Source organism: Aeromonas sp. 603079 (assembly GCF_049172135.1).
In the GTDB taxonomy this organism is placed as follows: Bacteria; Pseudomonadota; Gammaproteobacteria; order Enterobacterales; family Aeromonadaceae; genus Aeromonas; species Aeromonas veronii.
In genome coordinates, this window is sequence record NZ_JAAKPX010000027.1 from 1 (window position 1) to 13,709 (window position 13,709).

A 13,709-nucleotide genomic window follows, 5' to 3' on the forward strand; every position below is an offset into this window, starting at 1 on the left:
ATGTTCGATGCTGTGAGTGCCCACACAGATTGCTTGATTCAAATTGTTAAAGAGCGTCACGCTTGTCGCGTTGAGGAGGCGCATATTACGCTTCTCACTTCGAAAGTCAAGCGGTTGTTTTCGCTTTTCTTTCGGCGCCCACTTCGCTAGGAAGCTGGCTCATCAGTCCGGCGTGTTCCGCCGTGCTGGTAGGGGCGCATTATAGGGAGCCGCGCCGGGATGACAAGAGGAAAACTGCAAAAAATGGCATTTTTTACAACTTTCAGGTTTAACCGTTGTTTTATTAAACAAAAGCCCCGCATCGGCGGGGCTGTTTCGGGCAAAAAAACCTTAATTCACATCACACAGCTACCTTTTTGACCAGAATTCGCGTGCAAAGCTGCGCACCTTTTCCCAATCGGTAAATTCAATGTCCTTACTGGTGTCTGTACTGCCACCGGTAATCTTCATGATCAGCTGGATGATGCGCGTCTGCCACCAGTTATAGCGGGAATATTGCAGCGCACCGGCAAACACCCCCAGGGTTTTCGGCTTCCAGGGGGAGAGGCGCAGGAACTTCTTCATATAAGCATTGGTTTGCGGCGTCTGCTTCTCTGGCTTGCGGGCCGTCAGGTTGACACAGAAGAAGGCCGCATTGGCCACCTCCAGCTGCTCCTGATGAGCGTGAATAAAGCTGAACAAGCTGGGGTGGAAGTTGCCATAACGAATGGAGGCGCCGATCAAGACCTTGGCATACTTGCTGAGGTTGCACATCGGCAAGGTATGCAGGTCATGCATCACCACTTCGCATCCCGGCATCTGCTCCAGCATGACATCGACTATTTTGCGGGTTTGGCCATCCCGAGAGGAATAAAGCACCAGAATCTTGTCCATAACAACCTCAACTACGCCAGAATGCAGGAGTAAACAGTACCAGAAGCGTAAAAATTTCCAATCGACCAAACAACATAGCCAACACCAGTACCCACTGGGCCGCCGGCGAGATATTGCCGAAGTTGGCTGATACCTCTCCCAAACCCGGGCCTACGTTGGTGAAAGCCGCAGCCACAGCGGTGAATGCGGTCACTTCGTTCAGTCCCGTCATCAGCAAAAGCAACATGAACATAAAGAAGAGAATAATATAGGTGGCGAAGTAGCCCCACACCGCCTCGACGATGCGCTCGGGCACCGCCCGATTCCCCAGCTTCAAGGTATAAATGGCTCTGGGGTGAACCAACCGCTTCAACTCGCGCATCCCCTGCATGAACAGGATCATAAAACGCATCACCTTGATGCCGCCGCCAGTACTACCCGCACAACAGCCGATAAATGCTGAGAACATCAGCAGCATGGGCAGGAACGAGGGCCAGTCGGCATAGGTCGTGGTGCTATAGCCGGTGGTGGTACCCAGAGAGACCGCCTGGAAAAGACCGTGGTTGAGCGCCTCTTGCCAGGTGGCGTAGTGTCCGTGGGTCAGCAAGGCGACAAAGCAGATCATCACCAGGGTCGCCTGAATGGCCAGGAACACCTTGAGCTCCGAATCATAGAGGTAGCGACCGAGCCGCACCGGGCGGTGAGAGAAAACGGTAAAGTGGAGCGCAAAGTTCACGCTGGCCAGCAGCAGGAACACCACGGTAATCAGGTTGATGACCGGACTGTTGAAGAATCCGATGCTGGCATCGTGAGTGGAGAAGCCACCGACCGACAGAGTCGAGAACGAATGGCACACTGCATCGAACAGCGTCATTCCAGCGAGCCAATAGGCCAGCGCACAGAGTGCGGTCAGCAGCAGATAGATGAACCAGAGCGCCTTGGCCGTTTCGGCGATGCGCGGCGTCACCTTGGTATCCTTCACCGGCCCCGGGATCTCGGCGCGATAGAGCTGCATGCCCCCGATACCCAGCAGTGGCAGAATGGCCACCGCCAGTACGATGATCCCCATCCCCCCCAGCCACTGCAGCAGCTGGCGGTAGAACAGGAACGCCTTGGGCAGATTATCGAGCCCGGTCAGTACCGTTGCGCCAGTGGTGGTCAGGCCGGAAAAAGATTCGAAGAAGGCCTCCGAGACCGACATATCCGGCACATCGCTCATGATGAAGGGCACCGCCCCCACACTGCCCAACACGGTCCAGAACAGCACCACAATCAGAAAGCCCTCTTTCGAGCGCATCTCCTTCTTGTGGTAGCGATTGGGAAACCAGAGCACCACGCCGAGCAGCAGGGCGATCAGAAAAGAGCTGACGAACTCGGCACCACCACCATCCCGATAGCCAAAGGCCACCAGTGCAGGCAACAGCATGGTCGAGCTGAACAGCGCAACCAGCAGGCCAACAATGCGAATAATGCTCAGAATGTGCATTACAGCTCCCTTTCCCCAATTAAAGAGCGATGGATTCTAGCCATCTAAGGGGCTGAGGGATACCCGCCCATGAGTCCGGTCGGTCAATTCACGGTCCACCTGAGCCCAAACCGAGGACTCCCACGCCACCTGCAAGGTGACCTGCTGACCGTAATCCGCCGCCAGCAATTCGCCATTATGGCTGCTGATCAGCGACTCGACCGTCCCCATGTCACCGTAATCGCAGTGAATGAGAGAGGGAGTGCGCGGCACCTTGAGCAGGGTTGGCAATTGCTTGAGAGCGGCACCGACACCGCCCCCATAGGCTTTGACCAGTCCACCGGTGCCAAGCTGGATGCCGCCGTAGTAACGCACCACCACGGCACAGATTTCACCGATCCCCGAACCCATTAGCTGGGCCAGAATCGGCTTGCCCGCGGTACCGGACGGTTCGCCATCATCGCTGAAGCCATAAACCTGGCTATCTTGCGGCGCGCCCGCCACAAAGGCCCAGCAGTGGTGGCGCGCGGCCGGATGTTGGCGTTTGATCTCGTTGACCCACCCCTTGGCCGCCTCGACGGTCGGGGTGTGGGCGATCAGGGTTATGAAGCGACTCTTCTTTATCTCTTCGGTCAACTCCAGCGGGGCAGCCGGAATGGAGTACGCTGCCGCCATCAGAGTCCTGCTTGTCTGGTCATGTTCTCCACCCCGTTGGCGTGCAGCACTATGTTGTCTTCGATGCGGATGCCGCCAAATGGTCGCAACGCCTCCACCTTGTTCCAGTTGACCCGTTTACCCTGTTCGCCCTGACGCAGCGGCTCCAGCAAACTGTCGATGAAGTAGAGCCCCGGCTCGATGGTGAACACCTGACCCACCTCCATCACCCGGGTGCAGCGCAGATAGGGGAACAGCTCGGGCGCCGCCAGATGGGTGCCGCGCTCATCCTGCATGAAACCGCCCGCATCGTGTACCTGCAAACCGAGGAAGTGGCCGAGGCCGTGGGGGAAGAAGACGTTGGTCACCCCGGTGTGGATCATCTCGTCTACCGACATATCCACCAGCTCGGTGGTTTGCAGCAGGCGCGCCAGCTTATGATGCATCTGCAGGTGCAGCTCGCTGTAGCGGCGTCCCGGTTTGATCTCCTTGATGATCTCCTGCTGCTGCTCGTCGAGGGCAGCAATCAGATCGGCAAAGTCGCCACGCCGCCACGCCCAGGTGCGGGTGATGTCGGAGGCATAACCATGAAAATCGACGCCGGCATCGATCAGGAAGGAGTGACGTTCCGCATCGGGCACCCGCACGGCGGACAAATGGGTGTAGTGAAGGATGGCCGCATTGCGGTTGATAGCGACGATATTGCCGTAGGGCGCCTCATTGGCCCCCTGCCCGACCGCTTTCATGTAGGCCAGATTGATCTCGAACTCGCTCGCCCCCGCCATAAAGGAGTCCTTGGCGGCGATATGGCCGCGTACCCCAATCCGGTTCGCCTCGCGCAGACACTCCAGCTCATAGGGGGTCTTGTAGGCGCGGTGATAGTGCAGGTAGTTGAGTACCGCCTCCGGATTGGGCTGGGTCAGCCCCAGCAGCTCGGCCACTTCCAGATGACCGCCCAGATAGGCCCACTCCTGCTTGTTGGCAGGAAGATGGTCGGCCACCTGTTCCGGCCGGGTCAGGAAACGGATATCGAAGAACTCGACCCAGAAGGCGTTGGGCAGATCCGCCACTTTGTGCCAGAAATCCACCGGGCGGTAGAACAGCAATACCGGTTTGTTCACCCCGTCCACCAGCAGCCAGCAGTGGGGATTGTCCAGCACCGGCAACCAGGCCTTGAAGTGGGGGTTTACCTTGAACGGGTAATCCTGATCATCGAGGAAGATGCGGTGGGTCTGGCCGGAGTGGATGGCCAGTCCGCTGAGCCCCTGTTGTTGCAGAATGTCACGGGTGCGCTGCTGCAAGGTATCGAGGTGCTGGGCAAAAAGTTGGCTGTAGCTGCTCATGGCGTCCTGCTCCGAGGTGAATGTGATTGCAGCATAACATCAAGCGCTTGGCGGCTCGACCCGTCAAGCTGCCGCTTCGTGAGGTAACGCATACGTTACAAACGTGTTTGTTATCAACACAAAACCAATCATTAACAAATCAAAAACAATTCAATACACTGCCGGTAGATACATGAAGTCAGGGATTACTCATGGACAACCTCTGCCTGTGGCAACCGGATCCGCTCGGGATGCAGCAATCCAACCTCTACCGTTTTATGGCGGAGGTGAACCGTTTCCACGGCTTGCAGTTGCAGAATTACCCGCAGCTTTATCAATGGTCGGTGGAGAAGACCACCCGTTTCTGGCCGCTGGTATGGCAGCACTGCGGCGTCAAGGGCGAGCTCGGCAACATAGTGGCGGAAAACCGTCAGGATATGCAGCGCACCCGCTGGTTCCCCGACAGCCGCCTCAACTTCGCCGAAAACCTGCTGCGCCGTCAGGACGAGAGCCCGGCCATCATCTCCCGCATCGAAGGTAGCCCAAGTCGCACTCTGAGTTGGGGTGAACTGGGGGAACAGGTTGCCCGGCTGGCGCAGTGGCTGCGTCATCAGGGGATTGGTCGTGGCGATGTGGTCGCCGGCTACCTGCCCAATATTCCGGAAACTGTGGTTGCCATGCTGGCAACCACCAGTCTCGGGGCGATCTGGACTTCCACCAGCCCCGACTTTGGCGAGGCCAGTGTGGTGGAGCGCTTCGGCCAGACCCGGCCGCGGGTGCTGTTTGCGGTGGATGGCTATCGCTACAACGGCAAAGCTATCGACATTCAGGACAAAGTGGCAGGGGTCGTCAGCCAGATCGGCAGCATAGAGCAGACGGTGATGATCCCCCTGCTCGGCAACCCGCTGCAGCTTGGTCACGACTGGCAGCAAGTGCTGGCGAGCCAGCCGGACGCCAGCCTCCAGTTCGAGCCGATGGCCTTCAATGACCCGCTCTATATCCTCTATTCATCCGGCACCACCGGCAAACCCAAGTGCATCGTGCACGGCATCGGCGGCACCCTGCTGCAACACCTGAAAGAACACCAGCTGCACTGCGACATCAAACCGGGGGAGCGGATCTTCTACTTCACCACCTGCGGCTGGATGATGTGGAACTGGCTGGTAAGCGCGCTCGCCTCCGGCGCCACCCTGGTGCTCTATGACGGATCGCCATTTTACCCGGATGGCAACGTGCTGTGGGATCTCGCCCGCGACGAAGAGGTCGTCCTGTTCGGCACCTCGGCCAAGTATCTCGATGCGTTGCACAAACAAGGCTATGCCCCCGTCAACACTCATGACTTGCCACACTTGCGGCTGATCTGCAGCACCGGATCTGTGTTGTCGCCGGAGGGGTTTGACTACGTCTATCAACAGATCAAAACAGATGTACAACTGAGCTCCATCTCAGGCGGCACCGACATCTGCTCCTGCTTCGTCATCGGCAATCCACTCAGCCCAGTCTATCGCGGCGAGAGCCAAGGGCGTGGCCTCGGCCTCGCGGTGCAGGTATTCAACGAAGCGGGTCAGCCGGTGCAGGGGGAGAAGGGCGAGCTGGTCTGCACCAAGCCGTTCCCGGCCCAGCCCATCTACTTCTGGGGTGACGAGAACGGCGACAAGTACCACGCCGCCTACTTCGAGCGGTTCGACAACATCTGGTGTCACGGCGACTGGATCGAGCTGACCCCGACCGGCGGCATTCTGTTCTACGGCCGCTCCGACGCCACCCTCAACCCGGGCGGCGTGCGCATCGGCACCAGCGAGATCTACCGCTATGTCGAGCAGCTGGACGAAGTGGAGGAGAGCATCGTCATCGGCCAGCAGTGGCAGCAGGACGAGCGGGTGGTGCTGTTCGTCAAGCTCAAGGCGGGCTGCAAGCTGGACGAGCCGCTGCGCGAGCGGATCCGCCAGCAGATAAAACAGCACTGCACCGCCCGCCATGTACCGGCCCGCATCCTGCAGGTGGATGCCATCCCCCGCACCAAGTCCGGCAAGATTGTCGAACTGGCGGTGCGCGAAGTGGTACACAACCGGCCGGTCAACAATACCCATGCCCTCGCCGATCCCGAGGTGCTGAACCAGTATCGCAACCGGCCGGAACTGGCCAGTTGATAACAAACTCACATTCATCTGAGGCGCCGCAAGGCGCCTCTCTTTTGCCCGTTTTGTGATGAGGAGCTTTTACTCGATAACTGTTAAACAAATGTTTTAAATAGGTGTTGAAAATGTCTCCTTTTGGATCAATAGTGAGCCTCGCCCCCTGCTGGGGATAAAGGAGCACCACTCCCCACTGAGTGGGAACAAGGAGACACTCTCATGATCTACCAAGGCGAAACCCTGTCGGTCAGCTACCTCGAAAACGGCATTGCCGAGCTGAGGTTTGATGCCCCGGGTTCAGTCAACAAGCTGGATCGCGCTACCCTGCTCTCCCTGAGCGAAGCGATCGCCGCATTACAACAAGAACGTGAACTAAAAGGTCTGATCCTCACTTCCGGCAAAGACGCCTTTATCGTCGGTGCCGACATTACCGAATTCCTGGAACTGTTCGATCTGCCGCAAGACGATCTGCTCGGCTGGCTGAAAAAGGCCAACGACATCTTCAATGCCATCGAAGATCTGCCGGTTCCGACCCTCTCTGCCATCAAGGGCCACGCTCTGGGCGGCGGCTGCGAGACCATTCTCTCCACCGACTTCCGTCTGGCTGACACCAGCGCCAAGATTGGCTTGCCCGAAACCAAACTCGGCATCATGCCGGGCTTTGGCGGCACTGTCCGTCTGCCGCGGGTGATCGGCGCTGACAACGCGCTGGAGTGGATCACCACCGGCAAGGATTACCGTGCAGATGACGCCCTCAAGGTGGGAGCCATCGATGCCGTGGTCGCCCCCGAGGCGCTGCAGAGCGCTGCGCTGCAGATGATCAAGGACGCCATAGCGGGCAAGCTGGACTGGCAGAGCCGTCGCGCCGCCAAAAAAGCGCCGCTGCGCCTCTCCAAACTGGAAGCCATGATGAGCTTCACCACCGCCGCCGGCATGGTTGCCGCCGTGGCGGGCAAACACTATCCGGCACCGATGACTGCGGTGAAAACCGTCGAGGCCGCCGCAGGTATGGGCCGTGACGAGGCTCTGGTGGCCGAGGCGCAGGGCTTCATCAAGCTGGCCAAGACCGACGTGGCCAAGGCACTGGTCGGTATCTTCCTCAACGATCAGCACATCAAGGCGCTGGCCAAGAAGGCGGCCAAGCAGGCAAGCAAGGCCACTGGCCACGCCGCCGTACTGGGTGCCGGCATCATGGGCGGCGGCATCGCCTACCAGTCTGCCAGCAAGGGCATTCCGGCGGTGATGAAGGATATCAACGAGAAGGCGCTGGCACTTGGCATGGGCGAAGCCACCAAGCTGCTCAATGGCCAGCTCGAGAAGGGCCGCATCGATGGCATCAAGATGGGCCAGGTGCTCTCCGCCATCACTCCGACCCTCAGCTATGACAACGTCAAGCACGTGGATGTGGTGGTCGAAGCCGTGGTCGAGAACCCGAAAGTGAAAGCCGCCGTACTGGGCGAAGTGGAAGGAATCATTGGCGAAGACGCCGTGCTCGCCAGCAACACCTCCACCATTCCCATCTCCCTGCTGGCCAAGGGGCTGAAGCGCCCGCAGAACTTCTGCGGCATGCACTTCTTCAACCCGGTGCACCGCATGCCATTGGTGGAAATCATCCGCGGCGAGCAGACATCCGATGAAACCATCAACCGTGTGGTGGCCTATGCCGCCGCCATGGGCAAGTCCCCTGTGGTGGTCAACGATTGCCCGGGCTTCTTCGTCAACCGGGTGCTGTTCCCCTACTTCTTCGGCTTCAACAAGCTGGTCGCCGATGGCGCCGACTTCGCCGCCGTCGACAAGGTGATGGAGAAAGAGTTCGGCTGGCCCATGGGCCCCGCTTACCTGCTGGATGTAGTCGGTATCGACACCGGTCACCATGCCGGTGACGTGATGGCGCAGGGCTTCCCGGCACGCATGAGCAAGGAAGGTCGCACCGCCATCGACGTGATGTACGAAGTGAACCGCTTCGGTCAGAAGAACGGCAAGGGCTTCTACGCCTACGAGCAGGACAAGAAGGGCAAGCCGAAGAAGGTGGCCGATGCCACTGCTTACGAGCTGCTGGCCCCCATCGCCAAGCCGAAACAGGATTTCGACAAGGACGCCATCATCGCTCGCATGATGATCCCGATGATCAACGAGGTGGTGCTCTGTCTGGAAGAGGGCATTGTCGCCACGCCAGCCGAAGCCGACATCGCACTGGTCTACGGTCTGGGCTTCCCTCCCTTCCGCGGCGGCGTGTTCCGCTATCTGGACACTATCGGTCTGGATCGCTACGTGGCCATGGCCGACCAGTATGCCGACTTGGGCCCGCTCTACCGCGTCAGCGACAAGCTGCGCGAGATGGCCGCCCAGGGCAAAACCTTCTACTGATTGCGGAAAGGAGATCCATTCATGAAAGACGTAGTCATTGTCGACTGTATCCGGACCCCGATGGGCCGGTCCAAGGGCGGCGCCTTCCGCAACGTGCGTGCAGAAGATCTGTCCGCGCACCTGATGAAATCCATCCTGCTGCGCAACCCCAACCTCGACCCGAACGAGATCGAGGATATCTACTGGGGCTGCGTGCAGCAGACCCTGGAGCAGGGCTTCAACATCGCCCGCAACGCAGCGCTGCTGGCCGGTATTCCCAAGCAGGTGGGGGCGGTTACCGTCAACCGCCTGTGCGGCTCCAGTATGCAGGCGCTGCATGATGCCTCTCGTGCCATTCAGGTGGGTGACGGGGATATCTTCATCATCGGCGGCGTCGAGCACATGGGTCACGTACCGATGAGCCACGGCGTCGACTTCCACCCCGGCATGGCCAAGTCGGTGGCAAAAGCCTCCGGCATGATGGGGCTGACCGCCGAGATGCTCGGCAAGCTGCACGGCATCAGCCGCCAGCAGCAGGACGAGTTTGCCGCCCGCTCCCACCGTCGCGCCCACGCGGCCACCGTGGAAGGGCGTTTTGCCAAGGAGATCGTCGGGCTGGAAGGCCATGACGCCAGCGGCGCGCGCTTCTTCTACGACTACGACGAGGTGATCCGCTCGGAGACCACGGTCGAAACCCTGAGCCAGCTGCGCCCGGTGTTTGATCCGGTCAACGGCACCGTCACCGCCGGCAGCTCCTCGGCCCTGTCCGATGGCGCCGCCGCCATGCTGGTGATGAGCGCGGATCGTGCCAAGGCCCTCGGCCTCACGCCGCGCGCCAGGGTACGTGCCATGGCCATTGCCGGCTGTGACGCCGCCATCATGGGTTACGGCCCGGTACCGGCCACCCAGAAGGCGCTCAAGCGTGCCGGTCTGACTGTCGGTGATATCGACCTGTTCGAGCTGAACGAGGCGTTTGCCGCCCAGTCCCTGCCCTGCGTGAAGGATCTGGGTCTGCAGGATCAGGTGGACGAGAAGGTGAACCTGAACGGCGGCGCCATTGCGCTGGGCCACCCGCTCGGCTGCTCCGGTGCCCGCATCTCCACCACCCTCATCAATCTGATGGAGGAGAAGGATGCCACCCTGGGGGTTGCCACCATGTGTATCGGTCTGGGTCAGGGCATCGCCACCGTGTTTGAACGGGTGTGATAACCAGCCGGATCGACGGGATGCACTACTGAGAGTTGTCCCTTTTCGGGGCCAGTCTGACTGGCCCCTTTTCAAGTCTGTGACGATCGCCACACGGGGTGCTCGTCAGTGGTCAGAAGCTGTCTGTTGGCCGTCCCGTTTGGGTCGGCCTTTTTTCGTTTTAATCTTATCAATAGGCTGTTATTGCCTTAAACCTCACATTAGATAGGGGGCTTGCTTGCTTTTTACTCCCCCGACAGGTTCAATCTGCACAAAAAAATGGGTGGATGCACATACATATGTCAATGAGCAAACAACTGCTGATCGTCGATGACGACCAAGAGATCCGCGAGCTGCTCAATGAGTACCTGACCCGGGCGGGCTTTCAGGTATTGACGGCGGCGGAGGGCAACGAGATGCGTCAGCAACTCGCCCAGCACAGCCCGGACCTGATTATTCTGGACATCATGATGCCCGGCGAGGACGGTTTTACCCTCTGCCAGCAGATCCGTCGTGACTCCCAGGTGCCCATCATCATGCTGACCGCCGCCTCCGACGAAGCGGATCGGGTGATCGGCCTCGAACTCGGCGCCGACGACTATATCGCCAAGCCGTTCAGCCCCCGTGAACTGCAGGCCCGCATCAAGGCACTGCTACGCCGCGCCGAATTCCGCCAGCCGGAAAAAGAGAAAGAGCCGAGCCGCCGCCTGCGTTTTGCCGAGTGGACCCTCGACACCCTGAGCCACCAGCTGACCCATGATGATGGCAGCCTGCTGGATCTCTCCGGCAGCGACGCCATGCTGCTCGGCATGTTCCTGCAACAGCCCGGCGTGGTGCTGGATCGGGACACCATCTCGGATGCCACCCGCGGCCGCGAAAGCCTGCCGATGGAGCGCGGCATCGACGTACAGATCAGCCGTCTGCGCCAGAAGCTGGGCGACAACGGCAAGAGCCCGCGCATCATCAAGACCATTCGCGGCAGTGGCTACATGCTGATTGCCGAGGTGCACGAGCTGCCATGAGCAACAAGTGGTCCTGGGGGGCGCTGGTGCCCCGATCCCTGTTGTCACGGATGATCCTGCTGTTGTTGCTGGCTATCCTGCTCTCCCAGACCATTCTGACCGGCATCTGGATGCAGCAGATCCAGAAGCGGGAACTGGAGGGGATGCTCAGCACCACCCGCAACCTCGCCATGTCTGCCGCCTCCACCGTCAACTTCTTCAAATCCCTGCCGCTGCAATATCGCCATATCGCGCTGGACCAACTGCGCAACATGGGGGGCAGCCGCTTCTTCGTCTCGCTCAACGAAGAGGAAATCCACATCAACGCCATCCCCGACAGCGAACGCAAGACGCAGGTGCTGGAGGAGGTGCAGGGAGTGCTGACCCGCAAGCTCTCCGACGCCATGGCGATCAAGGTGGACTTCTCCCGACCCGATGACCTCCACGTCTTCAATAACGACACCCTGCTGGCGGATCTCCCCTCCTCCTGGGCCCGCTACACCCTGTCGCTGGAGCCGCTCAATCCGCCGGTGCTGGTGACCCAGATCGAGATCGAAAAGGGGGAGTGGCTCTATCTGGCGGCCCTGCTGCCCGCCCCCTACATGACCCTCGACGATACCGTGATGCCGAGCAACCAGGTGCGTTTCATCGCCCTGATGACGGTGTTCCTCTGCTTCTTCACCTTTATGCTGGTGCGCTGGCAGACCCGCCCGCTGCGACGTCTCGCCAAGGCGGCGGTCAATCTGGGCAAGGATATCGACCAGCCTTCGCTCAAAGAGGAAGGGGCGTCGGAAATCGTGGCGGCCACCCGCGCCTTCAACATCATGCAGCACCGCATTCGCCGTTATATCGATGATCGGGAACGGCTGTTCAGCTCCATCTCCCACGATCTCAAGACCCCCATCACCCGACTGCGACTGCGGGTCGAACTGCTCGATGACGAGGTACAGATCGCCAAGTTCAACAAGGATCTCGACGAGCTGGAGCTGATGGTGAAAGGAGCGCTGCAGACGGTCAAAGAGACCGACATTCACGAGAATATCGAGGAGATCGACATCAACGCCCTGCTTGAGCAGATGGCGGAGTCGATGAACCTGCACGACGAGCGGCTGACCATCGAAGGCCACTGCAAGTGGCCCTATCGCGGCAAGCTGCTGGCGCTCAAACGCTGCATCGGCAATCTGGTGGACAACGGCATCAAATATGGCCAGCGGGTACGCATCATCATCATGGATGACGAGGAGATGCTGATCCTGTTCATCATGGATGAGGGCCCCGGCCTGCCGGATGACCAGTTCGAGCGCATCTTCGAGCCCTATTACCGACTCAGCACGGATCAGGCCGGCACCGGTCTCGGGCTCGGCATCGCCCGCAATATCGCCCACGCCCACGGCGGCGATCTGGTGCTGGAAAATCGTCCGCAAGGTGGCCTGCAGGCCACCCTCTCACTGCCAAGGTAGTCTTCTCATGAAGTGGTTCCCTCTCCCCCTGCTCGCCCTGCTCTCCGGTTCTGTCTGTGCCTCCCAGGTGGAGGTGCTGCACTGGTGGACCTCCGGCGGCGAAGCGCAGGCGGTCGAAGTGCTCAAATCTGAGTGGATCGCCAAGGGCAACCAGTGGAATGACTTCGCGGTACAGGGCGGTGGCGGCAAGAGCGCCATGACGGTGCTGAAAAGCCGGGCGCTGGCCGCCAACCCGCCAGAGGCGGCCCACCTCAAGGGGTATGAGCTCAAGGAGTGGGCCGGGCTCGGCTTTTTGCGCGACCTCACCCCCATGGCTGAGCACCTCGGCTGGTACAGCCAGATGCCGCCTATGGTGCGGGCCACCCTCAGCCAGAACGGCGCCCTGATGGCGGTGCCCACCGGCATCCATCGGGTCAACTGGTTGTGGCTCAACCGCAAGGTGTTCGAGCGCAACAAGCTGACTCCGCCCACCGACTGGGCCCAGTTTGTCACCGTCGCCGACCAGCTTAAAAAACGGGGCATCACCCCGCTCGCCATCGGCAACGAGCCCTGGCAGCTGGCGGTGTTGTTTGAAACAGTGGCGCTCGGTGAGGGCGGTAAAGAATTCTATCGCAAGGCGTTCCTCGAGCAGGACAGCGCCACCCTGACCGGCCCCGACATGGTGCGGGTGTTGACCCGTTTCCAGCAGCTGCGTGCCTACGTCCCGCAAAAATACGCCGGTCTGAAGTGGCATCAGGCCACCAACCTGCTGGAGAGCGGTGGCGCCGCCATGCAGGTAATGGGCGACTGGGTGAAGGGTGAACTGAGTGCCGGTAACTACCGGCCGGGTGAGGATATCGCCTGTCTGCCGAGCCCGGGCAGCGCCGGACTGTTCAGCTACAACCTTGACTCCATCGCCATGTTCAAACAGCGGGATCCGGCCCAGCTGCAGGCGCAGGGGGATCTGGCCCAGTTGCTGATGACGCCACAATTCCAGGAGGAGTTCAATCGGGTGAAGGGGTCGATCCCGGCTCTGACCAATCCCGACATGAGCAAGTTCGACCGCTGCGCCGTCCATTCCTATCAGGACTTCCTGCTGGCGGAAAAGCAGGACAACCTGCTGCCCAGCATGGCGGAAGGGATGGCGACGCCGACCAATATGCGGCAGGCGATCCTCGATGTGCTGAGCAACTTCTTCAACGACCCCAAGGCCAACCCGGAGCAGACGGCGCTGCATCTGGAGCGGGCGATGCGCTCGACCCGCTGATCCGGGCACATTGCCAAACGGCAGAAATGACAAAGGCGGAATT

10 protein-coding genes are annotated in these 13,709 nt (G+C 60.1%); 6 read left to right on the forward strand and 4 right to left on the reverse strand.

The features are described 5' to 3' along the window. Nucleotides 1-348 precede the first annotated feature (348 nt). From hemG to pepQ, 4 genes are read right to left on the reverse strand one after another with little or no spacing between them, the layout of a single operon-like run. The gene (gene hemG / locus G5287_RS18075; RefSeq protein ID WP_005339483.1) at nt 349-873 is read right to left on the reverse strand and encodes a menaquinone-dependent protoporphyrinogen IX dehydrogenase; all 525 of its coding nucleotides are present in this window, start codon (nt 871-873) and stop codon (nt 349-351) included. A gap of 7 nt (nt 874-880) precedes the next feature. Beyond that, nucleotides 881-2,338: a TrkH family potassium uptake protein gene (locus tag G5287_RS18080; RefSeq protein WP_005339482.1), complete on the reverse strand. Its 1,458-nt coding sequence runs from the start codon at nt 2,336-2,338 to the stop codon at nt 881-883. Between the two features lie 36 nt (nt 2,339-2,374). Then, nucleotides 2,375-2,992 (reverse strand): YigZ family protein, encoded by a 618-nt coding sequence (locus tag G5287_RS18085; RefSeq protein ID WP_043825947.1) that lies wholly within the window; start codon nt 2,990-2,992, stop codon nt 2,375-2,377. Continuing rightward, complete coding sequence (pepQ, locus tag G5287_RS18090) at nt 2,992-4,314, reverse strand: Xaa-Pro dipeptidase (protein ID WP_421231670.1); 1,323 nt, start codon at nt 4,312-4,314, stop codon at nt 2,992-2,994. Before pepQ ends, G5287_RS18085 begins: the two co-directional genes overlap by 1 nt. Before the next feature lie 191 nt (nt 4,315-4,505). Here pepQ and G5287_RS18095 point away from each other — a divergent pair, with 191 nt between their 5' ends. The 6 genes from G5287_RS18095 to G5287_RS18120 all read left to right on the forward strand — a co-directional run bounded on the left by G5287_RS18095 (nt 4,506) and on the right by G5287_RS18120 (nt 13,666). Next, the gene (locus G5287_RS18095; protein WP_421231671.1) at nt 4,506-6,443 is read left to right on the forward strand and encodes an acetoacetate--CoA ligase; all 1,938 of its coding nucleotides are present in this window, start codon (nt 4,506-4,508) and stop codon (nt 6,441-6,443) included. A 204-nt stretch (nt 6,444-6,647) separates the two neighbouring features. Then, nucleotides 6,648-8,795 (forward strand): fatty acid oxidation complex subunit alpha FadB, encoded by a 2,148-nt coding sequence (fadB, locus tag G5287_RS18100; protein WP_421231672.1) that lies wholly within the window; start codon nt 6,648-6,650, stop codon nt 8,793-8,795. 21 nt (nt 8,796-8,816) lie between these two features. Continuing rightward, nucleotides 8,817-9,980: an acetyl-CoA C-acyltransferase FadA gene (gene fadA, locus G5287_RS18105; protein ID WP_265328647.1), complete on the forward strand. Its 1,164-nt coding sequence runs from the start codon at nt 8,817-8,819 to the stop codon at nt 9,978-9,980. Between the two features lie 278 nt (nt 9,981-10,258). Further along, entirely contained in the window at nt 10,259-10,981 is a 723-nt protein-coding gene (locus G5287_RS18110; RefSeq protein ID WP_005339475.1) for a response regulator, read from the forward strand. Beyond that, nucleotides 10,978-12,420: an ATP-binding protein gene (locus G5287_RS18115; RefSeq protein ID WP_421231673.1), complete on the forward strand. Its 1,443-nt coding sequence runs from the start codon at nt 10,978-10,980 to the stop codon at nt 12,418-12,420. Before G5287_RS18110 ends, G5287_RS18115 begins: the two co-directional genes overlap by 4 nt. A gap of 7 nt (nt 12,421-12,427) precedes the next feature. Further along, a complete protein-coding gene (locus G5287_RS18120; RefSeq protein WP_421231674.1) occupies nt 12,428-13,666 on the forward strand; it encodes an ABC transporter substrate-binding protein in 1,239 nt (412 codons plus the stop codon). Nucleotides 13,667-13,709: the final 43 nt, after the last annotated feature.

Excerpts from the sequence above, each read along its gene's own strand:
- G5287_RS18120 (WP_421231674.1), top strand. The coding sequence starts at position 12,428 with ATGAAGTGGTTCCCTCTCCCCCTGCTCGCCCTGCTCTCCGGTTCTGTC.
- fadB (WP_421231672.1), top strand. The coding sequence starts at position 6,648 with ATGATCTACCAAGGCGAAACCCTGTCGGTCAGCTACCTCGAAAACGGC.
- G5287_RS18115 (WP_421231673.1), top strand. The coding sequence starts at position 10,978 with ATGAGCAACAAGTGGTCCTGGGGGGCGCTGGTGCCCCGATCCCTGTTG.
- fadA (WP_265328647.1), top strand. The coding sequence starts at position 8,817 with ATGAAAGACGTAGTCATTGTCGACTGTATCCGGACCCCGATGGGCCGG.
- G5287_RS18095 (WP_421231671.1), top strand. The coding sequence starts at position 4,506 with ATGGACAACCTCTGCCTGTGGCAACCGGATCCGCTCGGGATGCAGCAA.
- G5287_RS18110 (WP_005339475.1), top strand. The coding sequence starts at position 10,259 with ATGTCAATGAGCAAACAACTGCTGATCGTCGATGACGACCAAGAGATC.
- hemG (WP_005339483.1), bottom strand. The coding sequence starts at position 873 with ATGGACAAGATTCTGGTGCTTTATTCCTCTCGGGATGGCCAAACCCGC.
- G5287_RS18080 (WP_005339482.1), bottom strand. The coding sequence starts at position 2,338 with ATGCACATTCTGAGCATTATTCGCATTGTTGGCCTGCTGGTTGCGCTG.
- G5287_RS18085 (WP_043825947.1), bottom strand. The coding sequence starts at position 2,992 with ATGGCGGCAGCGTACTCCATTCCGGCTGCCCCGCTGGAGTTGACCGAA.
- pepQ (WP_421231670.1), bottom strand. The coding sequence starts at position 4,314 with ATGAGCAGCTACAGCCAACTTTTTGCCCAGCACCTCGATACCTTGCAG.